The 19,714-nt window shown below is 57.2% G+C and carries 14 protein-coding genes; 4 read left to right on the forward strand and 10 right to left on the reverse strand.

The features are described from left to right. Positions 1-150: 150 nt before the first annotated feature. Together WG219_00300 and WG219_00305 are read right to left on the reverse strand one after the other, a co-directional pair. The gene (locus tag WG219_00300) at positions 151-1,923 is read right to left on the reverse strand and encodes an acyl-CoA dehydrogenase C-terminal domain-containing protein (protein ID WXL25969.1); all 1,773 of its coding nucleotides are present in this window, start codon (positions 1,921-1,923) and stop codon (positions 151-153) included. After that, positions 1,895-2,533: a TetR/AcrR family transcriptional regulator gene (locus WG219_00305; GenBank protein ID WXL25970.1), complete on the reverse strand. Its 639-nt coding sequence runs from the start codon at positions 2,531-2,533 to the stop codon at positions 1,895-1,897. The genes WG219_00300 and WG219_00305 overlap by 29 nt, the downstream gene beginning before the upstream one ends. Positions 2,534-2,711: 178 nt before the next feature. Between WG219_00305 and WG219_00310 the strand changes: the two genes are divergently transcribed. Beyond that, complete coding sequence (locus WG219_00310; protein WXL25971.1) at positions 2,712-3,734, forward strand: AraC family transcriptional regulator ligand-binding domain-containing protein; 1,023 nt, start codon at positions 2,712-2,714, stop codon at positions 3,732-3,734. 61 nt (positions 3,735-3,795) lie between these two features. Here the strand turns inward: WG219_00310 and WG219_00315 are convergent, their stop codons facing one another. The 8 genes from WG219_00315 to WG219_00350 all read right to left on the reverse strand — a co-directional run bounded on the left by WG219_00315 (position 3,796) and on the right by WG219_00350 (position 13,890). Beyond that, a complete protein-coding gene (locus WG219_00315) occupies positions 3,796-5,082 on the reverse strand; it encodes an FAD-binding oxidoreductase (protein WXL25972.1) in 1,287 nt (428 codons plus the stop codon). A 308-nt stretch (positions 5,083-5,390) separates the two neighbouring features. Then, the gene (locus tag WG219_00320; protein ID WXL28073.1) at positions 5,391-8,222 is read right to left on the reverse strand and encodes a valine--tRNA ligase; all 2,832 of its coding nucleotides are present in this window, start codon (positions 8,220-8,222) and stop codon (positions 5,391-5,393) included. A gap of 80 nt (positions 8,223-8,302) precedes the next feature. Further along, entirely contained in the window at positions 8,303-9,043 is a 741-nt protein-coding gene (locus tag WG219_00325) for an aspartate/glutamate racemase family protein (protein WXL25973.1), read from the reverse strand. A gap of 21 nt (positions 9,044-9,064) precedes the next feature. Beyond that, positions 9,065-9,730: an amino acid ABC transporter permease gene (locus WG219_00330; protein WXL25974.1), complete on the reverse strand. Its 666-nt coding sequence runs from the start codon at positions 9,728-9,730 to the stop codon at positions 9,065-9,067. A gap of 9 nt (positions 9,731-9,739) precedes the next feature. Beyond that, positions 9,740-10,411: an amino acid ABC transporter permease gene (locus WG219_00335; protein ID WXL25975.1), complete on the reverse strand. Its 672-nt coding sequence runs from the start codon at positions 10,409-10,411 to the stop codon at positions 9,740-9,742. A gap of 9 nt (positions 10,412-10,420) precedes the next feature. Next, positions 10,421-11,221, reverse strand: a complete 801-nt coding sequence (locus WG219_00340; GenBank protein WXL25976.1) for an amino acid ABC transporter ATP-binding protein — start codon at positions 11,219-11,221, stop codon at positions 10,421-10,423. 191 nt (positions 11,222-11,412) lie between these two features. Continuing rightward, positions 11,413-12,240 carry a transporter substrate-binding domain-containing protein gene (locus tag WG219_00345; GenBank protein ID WXL25977.1) on the reverse strand — a complete coding sequence of 276 codons (828 nt, stop codon included), beginning with the start codon at positions 12,238-12,240 and terminating at the stop codon, positions 11,413-11,415. A gap of 159 nt (positions 12,241-12,399) precedes the next feature. Beyond that, on the reverse strand, positions 12,400-13,890 hold the full coding sequence (locus WG219_00350; protein ID WXL25978.1) for an aldehyde dehydrogenase family protein: 1,491 nt from the start codon (positions 13,888-13,890) through the stop codon (positions 12,400-12,402). A gap of 150 nt (positions 13,891-14,040) precedes the next feature. Here WG219_00350 and WG219_00355 point away from each other — a divergent pair, with 150 nt between their 5' ends. The 3 genes from WG219_00355 (at position 14,041) to WG219_00365 (ending at position 19,476) form a co-directional block, all read left to right on the forward strand. Continuing rightward, positions 14,041-14,943 (forward strand): LysR substrate-binding domain-containing protein, encoded by a 903-nt coding sequence (locus WG219_00355; protein WXL25979.1) that lies wholly within the window; start codon positions 14,041-14,043, stop codon positions 14,941-14,943. Positions 14,944-15,183: 240 nt separating this feature from the next. Then, positions 15,184-16,434, forward strand: coding sequence for an aspartate aminotransferase family protein (locus WG219_00360; GenBank protein WXL25980.1), 1,251 nt, complete (start codon positions 15,184-15,186; stop codon positions 16,432-16,434). A 3-nt stretch (positions 16,435-16,437) separates the two neighbouring features. After that, positions 16,438-19,476 (forward strand): FAD-binding and (Fe-S)-binding domain-containing protein, encoded by a 3,039-nt coding sequence (locus WG219_00365; GenBank protein WXL25981.1) that lies wholly within the window; start codon positions 16,438-16,440, stop codon positions 19,474-19,476. Positions 19,477-19,714 lie beyond the last annotated feature (238 nt).

The raw sequence follows: 19,714 nt of genomic DNA on the forward strand, positions 1-19,714 counted from the left end.
GCAGCGCCTGTTTAGCTGAATGATTCAGTGTTGCGACTGGCCAATTCACGGCTAAAGCCGTTCCCACGAAAAGCATCTATACGAATGCCTCGTGGGAGCGGCTTCAGCCGCGAAAGCGCTAGGTGTATCCGCTTTGCTGTGCGGTAAGCCTCAGAAACCCTCTGCTGACAGCTGGTAAAGTGCTGCACTGCCGGCACGGATGCTGGCTTCCAGACTCAAGCTACGTGGCAACAGGCGGGCAAAGAAGAACTGCGCAGTGGCCAGTTTGCCAGCGTAGAATGCCTCGTCGTTAGCCCGCAGACGCTCTGCACTGGCAGCCATACGCACCCACATATACGCATACGCGGTGTAGCCGAACAGGTGCAGGTATTCCACTGACGCGGCACCTACTGCATTCGGATCGGCCTTCGCTTCGTTCAGCAGCCAGTCACTAACGGCCTCCAAACGCGCCAGTGCATCCAGCAGTGCAGCGTTGTATGGGGTGCTGTTTTCAGCAGCGAATGAGCGGGCTTCGTTGGTGAACAGGCGCAGTGCTTCGCCACCATTGGCCACGACTTTACGGCCGAGCAGGTCCAGTGCCTGAATGCCGTTGGTGCCTTCGTAAATCTGTGCAATACGCACATCACGCACCAGTTGCTCCTGGCCCCATTCGCGGATGTAACCGTGGCCGCCGAATACCTGCTGGCCATGTACGCAGCTTTCAAAACCGCTGTCGGTAAAGAACGCTTTGGCCACTGGCGTCAGCAGGGCAACCATCGCTTCTGCCTGCTTTTTCTCTGCAGGATCGACGCTGTATTTAGCCAGATCGAGCTGTTGGCCGACGTAACAGGCAAACGCGCGACCGCCTTCCGTCATGCCCTTCATGGTCAGCAGCATGCGGCGCACATCGGCGTGGACGATGATCGGATCGGCTGCTTTCTCTTTCGCTACCGGGCCGGTGGCCGCACGGCTTTGCAGGCGTTCACGGGCATAGTCGCGGGCTGCTTGGTAAGAAGCTTCAGCACAGCCAATGCCTTGAATGCCAATGGACAGGCGCTCGTAGTTCATCATGGTGAACATGGCCGCCAGGCCTTTATTGACCTCGCCGATCAGGTAACCGGTGGCGCCGTCAAAGTTCATCACGCAGGTGGCAGAGGCTTTGATGCCCATCTTGTGCTCGATGGAGCCACAAGACACCGCATTCTTCTCGCCCAGGGAGCCGTCAGCATTGACCAGCACCTTTGGCACCAGGAACAGGGAAATACCTTTCGGCCCGGCCGGTGCATCTGGCAGCTTGGCCAGTACTAGGTGGATGATGTTTTCGGTCAGATCCTGCTCACCGCCGGTGATGAAAATCTTCGTGCCGCTGATGGCGTAGGACCCGTCAGCCTGAGGCTCAGCCTTGGTGCGGATGATGCCCAGATCAGTCCCTGCATGGGGTTCAGTCAGGCACATAGAACCGGCCCAGCGGCCTTCGTACATCGGTGGCAAATAGCAGTTTTTCAGTTCTTCGCTGGCGTGAGCATCAATGGCCAGGCAAGCGCCAGAGCTGAGCGCGGAGTACAGGGCAAAGCTGGAGCCTGCGGCATACAGCATTTCCTCAAAGGCCACGGCGAGCATCTTCGGCATGCCCATGCCGCCGTAGTTCGGGTTGCCTGCCAGACCTACCCAACCGCCTTCAATGTAGGTGGCGTAAGCCTCTTTGAAGCCCGCCGGGGTGCGTACTTCGCCGTTGACCCACTGCGCGCCTTCTTCATCACCGCTGCGGTTCAACGGAGCAATCAGGGTGCCGGTGACTTTGGCCGCTTCTTCGAGGATGGCATTGGCAGTGTCAGCATCAATGCGCTCAGCCAGCTCGGGCTGTCGCGCCCACACGCTGGCGGCATCAAAAACATCGTGGAGGATAAAGCGCGCTTCACGCAGATCGGCGTTGTAACTCGGCATAATGTGGTTCCTCGACTATAGCGGGCGCTTCTCGCAGCTCCGGGAGCCGGGAAAAGAACCCCTGAATAAGGTGTTCGATCAGTTGCAGCTGTTGCTCTGCATTCACGTTGGCTTCACTCAACCACAGCGGCAGTTGCTCCAGCAGGTTCAACGCCAGCTGGCCGATGGCCGGTGAACAACGTTTCGGCTCATCCAGCAACTTCGCATACAGCTGTTGCATGTGCAGACCAATTAGCTGACGCAGCTGTTCAATCTGTTGGCGATGCGCCTGACCCAGGCAATGGCGCTCGCGGTTGGCCAATTGAAAGAGCCATGGGCCGTGTTGATACAACTCAGCAATAGCGCGACTGATCTGTTGCAGGCGCTGTCTGGGCAAACCGTTGTTGCGTAGTGGGCGGCTCACAATCGTCAGAATATTTTCGTAATGCTCTTCCAGAGCATCGAATAGCAACTCCTCTTTACTGCTACAGTGGCTGTACAACGCAGCAGTAGACATCCCCATATGGGTGGCCAGTTTTCGCAGGCTGACCTGGGCAAAACCCTGGCTGGCGAATAGCTGTAAGGCAACCTTACGGTTGTGCTCAAAACGGGAATGCTTTTTTTCAGTCATGATCGTTCTTTTTATTTTTTACGGTTTGCTCGCAAGCAGACTGCGCATGGGTGGAAAGTCTAGAGAGGTGCCAAGGGCGGGGCTATGCCCAAACCCTTCGCAATCTACGTATAGTTTTTGCCATGACGGCATGTTGCGCATGCTTCATCCGGTCTAGTTGGTTAAGGTTAAAAAGGTCATGCGCGATCAGGATTCAGTTGCGGCCTATCTGGTAAAGGCGGCCCTCCACGGTATTCAGGACTCCCCGCAGCGGGTTGCGGCGGTGTTGGATAAGGCCGGGATAGAACAGGCAGCGCTGGCGCTGGATAACGCCCGTTTGCCTGCGGCGGCGGTCACCCGCTTCTGGCTGGCGATGGACGAAGAGCTTAACGACGAGTTTTTTGGCTTTGATTCCCACGGCATGCCGTCGGGCAGTTTTGCCTTGATCAGTCGGGCGCTGATTCAGGAGCGCACGCTGGGTAAAGCGCTGGAGCAGTGCTTTAAGTACCTGAGCTTCTTTATCCACGATATCCGCGGCAGCCTGGAGCAACGCAACGGGCAGGCAGTGATCTGTCTGGAAACATCTATGCAGAAACCAGTGCTCAAAGGCGCGGCTGAAGAGATCTACCTGAGTATCGTCTTGGGGCTGATGTGCTGGTTGATCGGGCGGCGCATTCCGCTTAACCGCTCACGCTTCAGCACGGATGAGCCAAGCGCTGAGTCCTCACCTTGGCAGTGGGGGCCGTTGGTGGAGTATGGGTGCGAACGTACCGAGATTGCCTTTGATTCCAGCTACCTGAAACTGCCGGTTATTCAGGATCAGACAACCATACGCAGCTTCCTGCGCAGTTGCCCGCAATGGCTGGTGGTACGCTTTCGCAATGACGCCAGTACCGCTTCGGAGGTCTTTCGTCGGCTGCGCAGCCTCAACAGCTCAGAGTGGCCGACGCTTAAGGAACTGGCTGACAGTTTTGCACTCAGTGAACAGGTGCTCAGAAGGTATTTGGCCAGGGATGGCTTTACTTACCAAGAGATCAAACACGAAGTTCGCCGCGCCATCGTGTTCACCCTGATGCGCGACAGCACCATTAGCATTTCCGAGATCGCCGTCCAAGCAGGCTTCCAGGAGCCGAGCGCCTTTCACCGCATCTTCCGTCGTTGGACGGGAGAAAGTCCGGGTCAATTCAGAGATCGTTTGCACCGCACCGGTACAGGGGCTTAGCGCCACCTTGGGTACGCTGTGGCGTGATTCAGGAGCGGCTGGGCGCCGCTCCTGAACGGCTTTAGAGGATAACTCGCAGGCACTGCCCGGCGTGGTACAGCGAGAAACCTGCTTCGTAGAAGAAGCTACGCGCCCCAGCAGAACGCAGATTGATCATCGGGCTGAACGGCATCGGCAGGTCGTCTGGCTTATCGTTGAGCAGGTAGTCCGCCATCGCCTGACCAATCACGGTGCCGGTGGTGTTGCCGCGGCCATTGTAGCCCGCCACGGCAATCAGCCCCTGAGCCGGTTCAAACAAGCGCATAAGGTGGTCCGGGGTGAAATCAATGCAGCCTGTCCACTGCACTTCCCACTCGACTTTGCCCAGTTTGGGGAAATAGTGGCGCTGAATGCGGTCGGCCCAGCTGCGCACGAACCAGTCCGGCTTGTTATCCGCTCGGCCCAGGCTGCCCAACAGCAGGCGGCCTTGGTCATCACGACGAATACTGCTCAGCACCGTGCGGGTATCCCAGGAACCTTGGCCGTGACGCAGGATTGAATCAGCCACAGCACCCTCAAGCGGCACAGATGCCACCTGATAGTAATAACCCCGGAAGAAGTTCTGCTGGAGTTTGGTCCACTCGCCTTCGGTATAGGCACCAGTGGAAATGATGACTTTTTCGGTGGTTACGGAGCCGCGTTCAGTCTGCACCAGCCAGCCATCTGCTTGTTTTTTGAGCGAGTTGACCGGGGAGTGTTGGAACAGCTGTGCGCCCAGATCGTTGACGGCTTTGGCCAGACCTTTGGTGTAGCCCATTGGGTTAATGGTGCCCGCGCGGCGATCCAGCAGGGCGCCGGTGATTTTGTCTGTACCGCAATATTCTTCGCACCTGGTTCCGGTGAGCAACTCAACATCGGCACCACGGCGGCGCCACTGCTCTTCACGGGAGCGTAGGTCGGCAAGGCCAGAGGCGTTGTGGGCCATGTGCAAGGTCCCGTCATTACGGGCCTGGCAGTCGATGTTGTACTTCTTGATTGCACTGAAGACTTTGCTCGGCGCTTCGCCCAATACTTTGTTCAAGCGTTTGCCGTACTGAGCGCCCAGTGTGTTTTCAACATCATCTGGCGGAATCCAGTTACCGGCGTTGACCAGGCCTACGTTGCGCCCGGAACCACCGTGGCCGACTTCGTAAGCCTCAAGCAGTGCGACGGTTTTGCCTGCTTCGAGGAGATGCAGCGCAGCTGACAAGCCTGTAATGCCGCCGCCGATGATGCATACATCGGCTTTGATATGACTGGACAATGCGCCATTGAGAATCTGGCTGGTCGTTACCTTTTCCCAGAGGCATTGTTGCCGCAAACCACTCATTAAGCCTTCCTCTTAAATCTTCTTTTATTTATTGAGCCAAGGGCCTGCGAATCAACTCGCGAATAAGGCCTGGTGTATCCGAATAAAAAGCCCCATTCACATCATCGATGTCGTCCGGGGAAGTCTGCGTGAGACAAGTTGTTCTCAAGTCGATGCTAGCTGGGCTGTAAGCCCACTTAACATCCCTGAATTAAGTGTTGATGTGGGTCAGTATTAATCTTCTGGCCAACACTCAACAAACGAGGAATACGCACCAAATCATTCCTCGATGGAATGTACTTACCCCTCTTGCTTAGGCCTCTCTACGTTCACAGGCTGGCGATCTTGCCGCGCTGCTCCAGCATCTTGCCGAGGGCCAGTTCGGCTTCGGCCAGTTTGGCGCGTTCCTTCTCCAGCACCTCAGCCGGGGCCTTGGCGACGAAGCCTTCGTTGCTGAGCTTGCCGCCGACGCGCTTCACTTCGCCGTCGAGGCGAGCGATTTCTTTGTCGAGGCGAGCCAGTTCGGCGTCTTTGTCGATCAGCCCGGCCATCGGTACCAGCACTTCCATCTCGCCAACCAGTGCGGTGGCGGACATCGGCGCTTCTTCACCGGCTTCCAACACGCGCACCGACTCCAGCTTGGCCAGCTTATTCAGCAGCGGCAGGTTGTCGGCCAGACGGCGGCTGTCTTCGTCGTTGGTGTTGGCGAGGATGATGTCGATGCGCTTGGCCATGGAGATTTTCATCTCGCCACGGATCTGGCGCAGGCCCAGCATCAGTTGCTTGACCCACTCGATATCGCCTTCAGCAGCGGCGTCGATGCGCTCTTCGTTCGCCACCGGCCAGGCTTGCAGCATGATGGTGTCACCACTGACGCCAGCCTGCGCTTTGATGCGCTGCCAGATTTCTTCAGTGATAAACGGCATAAACGGATGGGCCAGACGCAGCGCCACTTCCAGCACGCGGATCAGGGTGCGACGGGTGCCGCGCTGACGCTCGATCGGCGCGTTCTCGTCCCACAGCACCGGCTTCACCAGTTCCAGGTACCAAGCGCAGTACTCGTCCCAGATGAACTCGTACAGGGCTTGGGCGGCCATGTCGAAGCGGAAGGCATCGAGATGGCGGGTGACGTCGGCTTCAGTGCGTTGCAGGGCGGAGATGATCCAGCGGTCCACCGAGGACAGCTCAACCGGCTCGCCATTAACGCCCGTGTCTTGGCCATCGGTGTTTTCGATGACGAAGTTGGCGGCGTTCCAGATCTTGTTGCAGAAGTTGCGGTAACCCTCAACGCGCCCCATGTCGAACTTGATGTCACGGCCAGTGGAGGCCAGCGCCAAGTTGGTGAAGCGCAGGGCGTCGGTACCGTAGGCGGCGATGCCTTCGGGGAACTCGGCGCGGGTTTGCTTGGCGATCTTCTCGGCCAGCTTCGGTTGCATCATGCCGCTGGTGCGCTTGGCCACGAGGGATTCGAGGTCGATGCCGTCGACGATATCCAGCGGGTCAAGCACGTTGCCCTTGGACTTGGACATCTTCTGGCCCTGACCGTCGCGCACCAGACCGTGTACGTAAACGGTCTTGAACGGAATCTGTCCGGTCAGGTGGGTGGACATCATGATCATCCGGGCAACCCAGAAGAAGATGATGTCGAAGCCGGTCACCAGCACGTCAGTCGGGTGGAAGGTTTTGAGGAAGTCGGTCTGCTGCGGCCAGCCCAGTGTGGAGAACGTCCACAGGCCCGAGCTGAACCAGGTGTCGAGGACGTCTTCGTCCTGACGCAGGTTGGCGTCGCCCAGGTTGTGCTTGGCGCGTACTTCGGCTTCATCGCGGCCTACATAAACGTTACCGGCGTCGTCGTACCAAGCTGGGATGCGATGGCCCCACCACAGCTGACGGCTGATGCACCAGTCCTGGATGTCGCGCATCCAGCTGAAGTACATGTTTTCGTACTGCTTAGGCACGAACTGGATTTCACCGCTTTCAACCACGGCGATGGCTTTTTCAGCCAGCGGTTTGGTGGAGACGTACCACTGATCGGTCAGCCACGGCTCGATCACGGTGCCGGAACGGTCGCCTTTCGGCACTTTCAGGGCGTGGTCTTCAATTTTTTCTAGCAGGCCAGCAGCGTCGAAGTCAGCCACGATTTGCTTACGGGCTTCGAAGCGATCCAGACCGGCGTATTTAGCAGGCAGGCTGCCGTCCACATCCGGGTTTACGCTGCCGTCGAGGTTGAACACCTGAGCGGTGGCCAGCACGGCGGCGTCTTTGTCGAAGATGTTGATCAGCGGCAGGTTGTGGCGCTTGCCGACTTCGTAATCGTTGAAGTCGTGGGCTGGGGTGATCTTCACGCAGCCGGTGCCAAACTCTGGGTCGCAGTAGTCGTCGCCGATGATTGGGATGCGGCGGCCTACCAGCGGCAATTCTACAAAGCTGCCGATCAGCGCTTTATAACGCTCGTCTTCCGGGTGCACGGCCACGGCGCTGTCGCCGAGCATGGTTTCCGGGCGGGTGGTGGCAACGATCAGGTAATCCTTGCCGTCAGCGGTCTTCTTGCCGTCGGCCAGCGGATAGCGCAGGTTCCACAGGCTGCCTTTCTCGTCGTGGTTTTCCACTTCAAGGTCAGAAATGGCCGTGTGGAATTTGGTGTCCCAGTTAACCAGGCGCTTGCCACGGTAGATCAGGCCGTCTTCGTGCAGGCGCACAAAGGCTTCTTTCACTGCGTCGGACAGGCCTTCGTCCATGGTGAAACGCTCGCGGGACCAGTCCACGGAGCTGCCCAGACGGCGGATTTGACGGGTGATGGTGCCACCGGACTGCTCTTTCCATTCCCAGACTTTTTCCAGGAATTTTTCGCGGCCTAGGTCATGACGGCCAATGCCTTCAGCGGCCAGTTGGCGCTCAACCACCATTTGCGTGGCGATACCGGCATGGTCGGTGCCCGGCTGCCACAGGGTGTTGCGACCCTGCATGCGGCGCCAGCGAACCAGCGTGTCGATGATCGTGTTGTTAAAGCCATGGCCCATGTGCAGGCTGCCGGTGATGTTCGGCGGCGGAATCATGGTGCTGTAGGGCTGGCCAGTGCCGGTGGGTGCAAAATAGTTTTGCGATTCCCACGTCTGATACCAGCGGGATTCAATTGCGCTGGGCTGGTAGGACTTATCCATTGCGTGTGAGCGACCGCTGTGCAGGAGAGGTGTTGAGCAGGCGGTTGGAGGAAGGCTCATCCAACCGCCCTTGTGCTGCGTTACATGAAGCCCTGGTACGGACGGGCCCGGAAGCTGCGGCCGACATGCTCGATCATGCCGATGTAATCAAACACCGGCAGGCCGGTAGCGCGCTGAATGGCGCTGGCATAGGGTGGCAGGTCGCTGCACTCAAGGAGGATGGCACCGATGCCTGGGTTACGGCGTTGCAGTTGCAGCGCTTTCTCGACCACTTCGGCCTCGATCAGGCTGGAGTCCAGAGTGCCTTTTTCGCGCAGGATTGAGCTGCTGAATTCTGGGCAATCTTCCAGGCCGATAATCTCCAGCGGAATATCCGGCGAGACGCCCACACCCTCAAAGTGACGTGGCGTCAGGGCGCTGGCGTCGGCTGTGAGAATGCCAACCGGCTTACCGGTCACGCTGTAGATGAACGGAATTTGCAGCAGGCTTGAAAGCAGTACCGGGATATCCAGCGCCGCCGCGACCTGCTTCTGAAACAGCGCCATAAATCCACAGGCACCGCTGACTGCTTTAACACCCGCTTCTTGCAGCGCCAAAGCTGCCTCAATAAAAGGTTTGGCCAGTTCCGGGTCGCGGTTGTACAGCAGGCGCTCGATGGAGCCGCCCTCGATGCGCTGGAAGCGCACCGGGAAGCTGTAGCTGGATGCGTTGGCAACGTTGCCAGGCACGCAGGGGTAGCGCGCATCGAGCACGATGATGCCGACGGTTTCACCGTACCAGGCTTGGGTGCACTGATCGGGGACTTTGTAGAGGGACGACATATTTACACCTCTTGTTAGTAGTTACGACGCGTAGCGACGCAGGAAGCGTGCTTCGATGCTTCCGACAATGCGAGTCATCGGGAAGGCCACTACGAAGTAAATGATGGCTACCGCAGTCAGGAACTCCACTGGGCGCGCGGTGCGGTTGGACAGGTTCTGGCCGATGAACATCAGGTCAGCAATGCCGACTGAGGAGACCAGCGCACTTTCCTTAAACAGGGCGACGCTGTTGGACAGCAACGGCGGTGTAGCCCGCAGCAAAACCTGCGGAAACACGATGTACGTGGTGCGGGTCACCCCCCCAATGCCCAGCGCCTGACAGGCGTCAAACTGCTCCCGTGGGATCGACTTCAGCGCGCCGCGGAACGACTCGCTACTCGTTGCGCCCATGAACAGCACCAGCGAAATGATCACGGAGACCAATGGGCTGAATGAGGTTCCAAAGACGATCGGCAGGCAGAAGAAAATCCAGAACAGCTGGATCAGCAACGGCGTACCGCGAAACACCTCCACAAACAGAGTCGAAGACCAGTACAGGAGATGGTTCTTAGAGGTGCGCATCAGGCTGATAAAAAAGCCCAGGATCATCCCGATCAGTGCACACGAGAACGTCAGCACCAGGGAAAAGCCAAGCCCTTTGAGCAGAGCTGGCCAGTATTGAAAAACAACAGAAGGATCGAAATTCATGGCCCTGCCTCAGGAGTGCATTGTCTTTTCTTGTCGGCGTTCTATCCAACTGACGAGTTGCCCGACTGGCATCGCCAGAGCCAGATAGATCAGTGCCACGATGGTGTAGGTTTCCAGCGGACGGTATGAGTCAGTCGCAAGCATCTTGCCTGCGTACATCAGGTCGGCCACTGACACGATTGCGACAAGAGAGCTCTGTTGCAGAATCGAAATTCCGTTGGTAATCAACACGGGAGAGGCAATCCGGAAGGCTTGCGGCAATACCACGTGCATGGTGCGTTGGAACGGTGTGAGGCTCAGCGCCACACAAGCATCCAGCTGATCACGCGGTACGGCCTGAATGCCGGCGCGGTAGGCTTCTGCGTTGAATGCCATCAGGTTCAGACCCAGAGCCAGAACACCCATCGCAATGGGAGACAGGTAGATCTCGAACAAAATCGGCAAGCAATAGAAGAACCAAATAACTTGCAGCAGCACCGGTGTGCAACGGAAGAACTCGATGTACAGCTGTGCAGGCCAGCGAACAACAGTGAAACGACTCATGGCTAACAGGCTCAGCACAAAACCGGCTGTAAGGCCGATCAGGTTAGCTGCCAGCGTCAGTTGCAACGTAATCCACAGGCCATCAATCAGCTTGTCGAAGTTATGGAGTACGTGGAAAAAATCAAAGGAGTAGTCCATGGCCGGACCTCAGTTGGTGTACAGGAATTTACTGAGGAACTCTTTGGTGCGAGGCTCTCGTGGGTTGAGGAACATTTCGTCAGGGCGACCCTGCTCCACCACCTTTCCGTTTGCGCAGAACACCACACGCGACGCCACACTGCGCGCCACCTGCATGTCATGGGTTACAAGGATCATGCTCATCTTTTGCTGAGCCAGCTGCATGATCACTTTTTGCACTTCCTCGACCATTTCCGGGTCCAGTGCAGAGGTGATTTCATCCAGCAGCATCAGGCGCGGTTCAAGCATCAGTGCGCGGGCAATGGCGATGCGCTGTTTCTGTCCGCCAGACAGTTGGCTCGGGTATTGGTGAGCCTTGTTTTCAAGACCAAAGCGCGCCAGCAATTGCAGGGCCCGCTCTTCGGCCACTTTTTTGCTCTGTTTAAGTACTTTGGTGGGAGCCAGCATCAGGTTGCCCAGTACCGACAAGTGCGGGAACAGGGTGTAGTGCTGGAATACCATGCCGATGCGCTGGCGCAGCTGGTCATCCAGACGCGGTTTGCGTGTAGGGCCAACGCCATGGATATAGTCTTTCTGTTCGAAGCGAACCAGGCCGGAATCAATGGTGTCCAGGCCCATCAGCACTCGCAGCAGCGTACTTTTTCCGCTGCCGCTCGGGCCAATAATGGAAACACATTCTCCCTCTTGCATAGTCAGGGAGAAGTTATCCATCACGACCATGTCGGAGGAGAAACTTTTACATACGTTTTCTATGCTGAGGATAGGTTTTCCCACGGCCGTTTCGGCTGCAGGATTGCTGAGAATGCTCATAAAACTGTTCCTGGATTACAGCCCCCGCTTTGTCGTGGGGCTTCTTGATACTGATTTTCTGCATGTGCGCTAAGCCTGTGGCTTAGGTTCGCCTATGCAGAACTGCACGCAGACGCGGAGGTTTTGGGATGACCCTCCGCGCTGACTCCAACGCTTTACTGGCTTGCAGGCCTAATCGTTGCGCTTCCGTTTTATTCCAGGCTCAGGAACTCTTCGGAGGCCTTATTGACCAGTGCTTCCACATGACCCAGAGCCTTTTTCTCACGCAGGAAGATGTTCAGTACTTCGATATCTGCGTAAGAGGCATTGCGGGACAGGCCGAAGGAAATGCCTTGCTTGGACAGGGCTGGCTCTGGCGTGACGAGGGTGACCCAATCTTTGTTCTTCATGCCGAACAGACGGTTGGAGTCGGAGGTGTCGACGAGAACATCACCACGGCGGGACATGACGGCCAGACGGGTTTCGTCCACGCCAGACAGGCGCATGATGGTGCCGTGCTTAACCGCTGCGGTCAGGGATTTGTCCATCGCGGTGCCGGAGATCACCACGAAGGTGATGCCTTCTTTGTCGTAGTCGGTCAGGTTGTTGCCGGCGCCTTCAAGTTTCGGGTTCTTGGCGTTGTAGGCGAAGGAAATTTCATAGTCGACCACAGGCTCACTGAAGCTGACAGCCAGTGCGCGGGTTGGCGTTTGGTTGAGGGCCATGGCCAGGTCCCACTTGTTGCTTTGCAGGCCAGCGACGATGTTGTCCCACGTGGTATCAACGAACACAGGCTTCACGTTCAGCACGGTTTCAGCGAACTCTTTGCACAGTTCGGAGAAGAAACCGCCGTATTCCTTTTTGGCCGGGTCCAGGGATACATACGGAGGAATGACAGCTGCGCCACAACGCAGTTCGCCTGACTTACGAACGTCATCCCAAATGGAGGCCGATGCCGAATCGGCTTGAGCAAACGAGCTGAGGCCCAGCGCCAAAGCAGTACCCATTACCAGAGACTTAAGAGAGGTCTTGCTGATCATGTCGTTTTCCTTCTTTTTATTTGATTTGTAAGTAGTCAACGAAGATAACGGCGACAAGGCGAGGGCATTTTGCCATCTTTCGTGTTGATACCTTGCCACATAACAGCTACCGGTCGCAGCAAGGGGCATGCATCCCCCCTTGCTGCTGCCTGCATTTCATCAGTCGAATACGATGCCCTGCGCCAGCGGAAGCTCGCGGGAGTAGTTGATCGTATTGGTCTGACGGCGCATGTACGCGCGCCAGGAGTCTGAGCCGGACTCGCGGCCACCCCCAGTTTCTTTTTCGCCACCGAAGGCCCCGCCAATCTCAGCACCGCTGGTACCGATGTTGACGTTGGCAATCCCGCAGTCACTACCCGATGCACTCTGGAAGCGCTCGGCCTCGCGAATGTCGGTGGTGAACACGCAGGAAGAGAGACCCTGAGGCACATCATTGTTCATGTGCAGGGCTTCTTCGAAGTCATCGTACGCAAGCACGTAGAGAATCGGTGCGAATGTCTCGTGTTTTACGACTGAAGTCTGAGCCGGCATTTCGACAATCGAAGGGGACACGTAGTAAGCATTAGGGAACTGCTCTTGCAGCTGACGCTCACCGCCGAAGACGATACCGCCTTCGTCACGTGCTTTAGCCAGTGCATCCTGCATGGCATCGAAAGCCTGTTTGTCCATCAGCGGACCGACCAGGTTGTCTTTGCGTGGGTCGCCGATGCGCACACGGCCGTATGCCGCTTGAATGCGTGCTACGACATCGTCTTTGATCGAACGGTGCACAATCAGGCGGCGCAGCGTGGTGCAGCGTTGACCGGCGGTGCCGACTGCCGCAAACAGAATGCCGCGGACAGCCAGATCCAGGTCAGCACTTGGCGTCAGAATCATTGCGTTGTTGCCGCCCAGCTCGAGGATGCTGCGGCCGAAGCGTGCTGCCACGCGCGGGCCAACGTCACGACCCATGCGGGTGCTGCCGGTGGCGCTGATCAATGGCACGCGGTGATCATCAACCAGAACCTCACCGGCCTCGCGGTCGCCGATAATCAGTTGGCTCAAGCCTTGTGGGGCATCGCCGAATTCTTTCATGGTTTGTTCAAGCAGAGCTTGGCAAGCCATCGCGGTCAGCGGGGTCTTCTCGGACGGCTTCCACACAACGGCGTTACCGCAAACCAGTGCCAGCGTGGTGTTCCACGCCCAGACGGCAACCGGGAAGTTGAATGCGCTGATAACGCCAACCACACCCAGCGGGTGCCAGGTTTCACGCATGTGGTGACCTGGGCGCTCAGAGGCGATGGTCAGACCGTAAAGCTGGCGCGACAAGCCCACGGCGAAGTCGCAGATGTCGATCATTTCCTGAACTTCGCCCAGACCTTCCTGAGTGATTTTGCCGGCTTCGATGGAGACCAGCTCGCCCAGAGCGGCTTTGTTCTTGCGCAGTACTTCGCCGAACAGGCGCACCAGCTCACCACGACGAGGAGCCGGAACATTGCGCCAAGCAAGGTATGCATTGTGAGCAGCATCAATCTTGCTGCGAACTGCCTCTGCCCCCTCAAGATTCACCTGAGCAATCTGACTACCGTCGATAGGGGTATATACGGCATGGTTGCCCCCTTGGTACGCGTTTTCAGCAACCCCGAGGTGTTTTAGAAGATCACCAACCATGTTTTGTTTTTCTCCTGCATCTGGTGAGTGGTTGAATTCATTGACGGGGGTCAGTATTAATCTCTGTACCGGCGTTCAACAAACGACCTTTATGCACCAAATCATTCCTCCAAGGAATTAACTACCCTTCATCCCTTAGTCGAGATGTCCATGTCCAAGCGCTTACTTCCTACGATGACTGCATTGCAGTGTTTCGAATCAGCTGCCAGGCACCTCAGCTTTACGCGGGCAGCTCAGGAGCTACACCTGACTCAGAGCGCGGTCAGCAAGCAAGTTGCACAGCTTGAGGATATGTTGCAGCACCCGCTGTTTCACCGCGTTCGGCGGCGCTTACAGCTTGCACCAGCCGGTGAACTGTATCTGGCTGAAGTGAACAAGATCCTGACCCAGGTCGATATGTCGAGCCGTTACATCCTTTCTTATGGCGGTGAGACGGAGGTTGTGCGTATTGCTACGCAGCCAACGTTCGGAGCGCGTTGGCTGATTCCGGCGTTGAAGGGTTTTTCCAAGCGTCACCCCAACATTTACCTGGACATTAAGAGCGAGCTTGAGTCGTTTGACTTGGTGCAGGCCAAGGCTGACGTGGCGCTGTTTTATGGTCAGGGCTCCTGGCCGGGAGCCACGTGCATCGAACTGTTTGGTGAAGATGTGGTACCCGTCTGCTCGCCCGACATCCTGCCGGATGAGCCCCTTGCCGATGCGTCAGAGTTGACCCATCTGGTTCTGTTGCAATGCACCTCACGACCTGAGTCGTGGCATGAGTGGTTTGAGGAACAGGGCATCAGCACTGAGCACAGTTATCACGGCCCGCGATTCGACACATTTTATATGTGCATCCGCGCGGCCAGATCGGGCTGTGGTGTGGCCATGGTGCCGCGTTTCCTGGTTCAGGATGAGTTGGATGAAGGCAAGCTGGTGATCCCTTGGGTGCACAAAAAGGTCAGTAAAGGTTCGCACTTTGTGGCCTTTGCTGAGCAAGCCGGTGAAGTGCCGAAAATCAAAAGCCTGGTGAACTGGATTCTGGAGAAGGCTGAGGGCGGCGGCAGCCTGTAACACGTAAGTTCCTGAATTTATGGAATGAGGGCGCAATTTTTTTTCGCTTGTGGCACCACCGTGTTACTCGCTTTGATAAAGGGAAAGTCCCTATTCAAAGAGAACTTACTCGATGCCGCTTCGTGCCTTCTTCATGCCTGTGACCGGGAGTGAACTCATTTCCGGTTGCCCTTCTCGATCAGTCTTGGGTTCGGCTCGCGAACTGTGGACAACTTCCGAAACCATCACGGTAGTCCACCCATGAGCCAGTCGCATATTGCTTCGCCGATCTCCATCGTTCATCCGATCACCCTGACCCATGGCAAAAATGCTCAGGTCTGGGACACCGAGGGCAATGCCTACATCGACTTTGTGGGCGGCATTGGCGTATTGAATCTCGGGCACTGCAACCCGGCAGTGGTTTCAGCTATTACAGAACAGGCTCAACGCCTGACCCATTCAGCCTTCAACGCCGTGCCTCACCAAGGCTACCGCGATCTGATGGACGCGCTGGCCGCGTTTATTCCGGTCAGCTATGAAGGCGCGGGCATGTTGACCAACAGCGGTGCTGAGGCGGCCGAAAACGCATTAAAAATCGTTCGTGCAGCCACCGGCCGTACGGTGGTAATTGCCTTTGATGGCGGCTTCCATGGACGCACCCTCTCTACCTTGAACCTCAATGGCAAGGTGGCTCCATACAAGCAGCGTGTAGGGATTTTGCCTGGCCCGGTTTATCACGTGCCCTACCCAAGCCCGGATACCGGTGTTACCGCCGAGGAAGCGTTCAAGGCCATCGAGCGCCTGTTCAGTGTGGAAGTCGATATCGCTGACGTTGCCTGCTTTATTTTTGAACCGGTGCAAGGTGAAGGCGGCTTCCTGGCCATGGACCCTGCGTTTGCTCAAGCGCTGCGGGCGTTCTGTGACGCCAACAATATTTACCTGATTGTCGATGAGATTCAGTCGGGCTTTGGCCGCACCGGTCAGCGCTTTGCGTTTAGCCGTTTGGGTATCGAGCCTGACCTGCTGTTGATGGGCAAGAGCATTGCCGGTGGCCTGCCCCTGGGGGCTGTGTATGGTCGCGCTGAACTGATGAACGCACTGCCGCAAGGCGGGTTGGGGGGTACGTACTCCGGCAACCCACTGGCGTGCTCAGCAGCACTGGCCAGCCTTGAGCAAATGACAGAGGCTAACCTGGCCAGTTGGGGCGGTTACCAGCAACAGGCCTTGGAGAGCCGCTACGCCAGCTGGTTGACGCGTGGTATTTCACCCTACCTGGGTCGCCTCAGTGGTACTGGCGCCATGCGCGGTATTGAGTTGCTGACCCCTGAAGGCAAACCCGCCACTGAGCAATTGGCAGAACTGCTTAAGGCTGCTCGCAGCAAGGGCTTGTTGCTGATGCCCAGTGGTAAATACCGCAATGTCATCCGCTTGCTGCCGCCGCTCACGATTGAGCCTGAGCTGTATGAGAGAGGCCTGGACATTTTCGAAGAGTGTCTGGCAGGTATTCGCTAAGTCATGATTGCTCGTATCGCAACACCGGTAGCGCTCACAACGCGCTACCGGGATTTTCTTGCGTCGCTCAAAACCTCTGGATTCCAAGGCGAAATATCGCCTGATTATGGCAGCCGGACGGTGCTGGCGACCGACAACTCTATTTATCAGCGCCTGCCACAAGCGGCGCTGTTCCCCCTGCATGCCGAAGATGTACAGCGTATTGCTGAACTGGCGGCAACGGAGCAATACCGCGAGATCGTACTGACTGCCAGAGGCGGCGGCACCGGCACCAATGGCCAGTCGCTGACCCATGGCATCGTGGTCGATCTGTCGCGGCACATGAATCGTATCCTTGAGATCAACGCTGAAGAGCGTTGGGTCAGGGTTCAGGCTGGGGTGGTAAAAGATCAGCTCAATAAGGCCTTAAAGCCGTTTGGGCTGTTTTTTGCCCCCGAGCTTTCCACCTCAAACCGGGCCACCATCGGCGGTATGATCAACACCGATGCCAGTGGCCAGGGCAGTTGTGCCTATGGCAAGACCCGCGACCACGTGTTGGCCCTCAACACGGTATTGCTGGGTGGGGAAACGCTCAGATCAGGCCCATGTACACAGTATGAGCTTGAGGTGTTGCAGCGTGGAAACGGCCGAATTGCCGGTGTGCACCGCACCGTTGCTGATGTGCACAGACAACACGCTGAGCTGATTGAGGCGCGCTTCCCTAAGCTTAATCGCTGCCTGACCGGCTACGACTTGGCGCACATCCATGATCCTGACGGGCGCTTTAACCTCAACAGTATTCTGTGCGGGTCAGAAGGTTCACTGGGCTTTATCGTCGAAGCCACGCTGAATGTGCTGCCGATTCCCAAGCAATCCGTGCTGGTGAATGTTTCGTACGCCAGCTTTATGGATGCCCTGCGAGATGCAAGGGCGCTGATGGCCATGTCACCGCTGTCGATTGAGACGGTGGACTCCAAGGTTCTGAACCTGGCCAGACAAGACATCGTCTGGCATGACGTTGCCCAGTACTTCCCGGCTCACCCTGCTACAGAGACCCAGGGCATCAACCTGGTTGAGTTCAGTGGCAATGACCCTGAAGCACTGGAGTACGCAGTGGAGGAGTTTGTTGAGCACCTCCAGCGTGACACCAGCGTGCGCAGGCTCAATCACACACTGGCCCGTGGGTCGTCGGTGAATCAGGTTTACGCCATGCGTAAACGCGCCGTTGGGCTGCTGGGTAATGTGCAGGGTGAGATTCGTCCCCAGCCGTTTGTTGAGGACACCGCTGTTCCGCCGGAATCTCTGGCAGATTTTATTGCTGAGTTCCGCGCCCTGCTCGACAGCTACAACTTGCAGTACGGCATGTTTGGCCATGTGGATGCAGGCGTGCTGCATGTGCGCCCGGCGCTGGATATGAAAGACCCGGCGCAAGCGGCGTTGGTACGGCCAATCACCGATAAAGTGGTCGAGCTGACGCATAAGTACGGCGGCCTGCTGTGGGGCGAGCATGGCAAGGGCGTCCGCTCGGAATACGCACCGCGATTTTTTGGTGAGCTGTACCCGGCGCTGCAAGCGATTAAATCAGCCTTTGATCCATTCAATCAGCTCAACCCCGGCAAGATCGCGACGCCCCTCAATGCCACCGACGAACTGCTGAAGGTCGATGAAGTGACGCTGCGGGGTGAGTTGGATCGCCAGATAGATGAGCGGGTGTGGAACAGTTACGAAACGGCAGTTCACTGCAATGGTAATGGCGCCTGCTACAACTTCGATCCTGCTGATGCCATGTGCCCTTCGTGGAAGGCCACGCGAGAGCGTACGCAGTCGCCCAAGGGGCGGGCCTCGCTGATCCGCGAATGGCTGCGCTTGCAGGGTAATGCGGGTGTCGATGTGCTTGAGGTTGCGCAGAAAGCCCGCAACGCTCGGTTTTTTTCAGGCGCGTTGAAAAAAATCGCTAATACGCTGGGTAAGTACAGAGGTCGCGAAGACTTTTCCCATGAAGTGTTCGATGCCATGTCCGGGTGTCTGGCGTGCAAGTCCTGTGCGGGGCAGTGTCCGATCAAGGTCAACGTGCCTGAATTCCGTTCGCGGTTCCTGGAGCTGTATTACAGCCGCTATCTGCGCCCGGCTAAAGATTATGTGGTGGGTTCGCTGGAGTTCACCGTTCCTGTACTGGCCAAATTCCCGGGGCTTTACAACAGCCTTATGCGGCTCAGCGCTGTGCAGTCGCTGCTGCGTGGCCCTGTGGGTATGGTCGACAGCCCGCTGCTCAGCAACGTTGCGTTAAAGCCTGTGCTTAAGCGCTGGCACGTGGTAGAGGCGACACCTAAAGCGCTTGCACGCTTAAGCGATGTCGAGCGGGACAACACGGTGGTGCTGGTGCAGGACGCCTTCACCCGCTACTTCGAAACCGACCTGCTGGCTGATTGGATTGAGGTGCTTGCGCGCCTTGGCTTTAAGGTGTTGATGGCGCCTTACCTGCCTAATGGCAAGCCGTTGCATGTGATGGGTTTCCTCGGCGCCTTTGAAAAGGCGGCACGCAAGAATGCAGACATGCTCAATTCATTGAGCATGTACGGGGTCAAGCTGGTCGGCCTCGACCCGGCGATGACCCTGGTTTATCGCCAGGAATACCGCAAGTCACTCGGCAGTGGTGCGCCAGAGGTGCTGTTGCCTCAGGAGTTTTTGGCCCAGACGCTGGAGAAAATTCCAGAACAAACGGGGGACGGCAAAGCCTATTACCTCTTGGGCCACTGCACTGAGAAAACCAATGCCCCGGCGGCTACTGCATTGTGGCGCCATGTGTTTGGTCAATTAGGGCTCAACCTGCACATGGTCTCGGTCGGCTGCTGTGGCATGTCTGGCACGTATGGCCATGAGACCGCTAACCGAAAAGTGTCTGAAAAAATCTATGACCTCTCCTGGCGGCAGGTCGTGGAGCATGAGGATCAAGCCCGACTGCTTGCCAACGGCTACTCATGTCGCAGCCAGGCCCAGCGCTTAAGCAAGGCCACCCTGGCCCATCCGTTACAGGCGCTGAAACAGCATCTCGCAGGCGACTAGCCCGCGGGTATTCAAGGTGCCTTGTGTGATTGTGCAAGGCACCTCACACCTGATCTGACTGGTCAGGTTTTACCCCGTAAGGGTGGGCTAAAAGGCCCGCCCTGTCTGCGTTCGTCTGCGGAAATGATCATTCCTCCTGCGACTGAAGTACTGAGGAGATGTCGTTTGTACGCGCTCCACAAGCTCATCAGAATTTCGCGCATCACACCGACGCTCACGCTCGGATTAGCCCGCTATT

This window comes from Pseudomonas mendocina (assembly GCA_037482215.1).
In the GTDB taxonomy this organism is placed as follows: domain Bacteria; phylum Pseudomonadota; class Gammaproteobacteria; order Pseudomonadales; family Pseudomonadaceae; genus Aquipseudomonas; species Aquipseudomonas mendocina_E.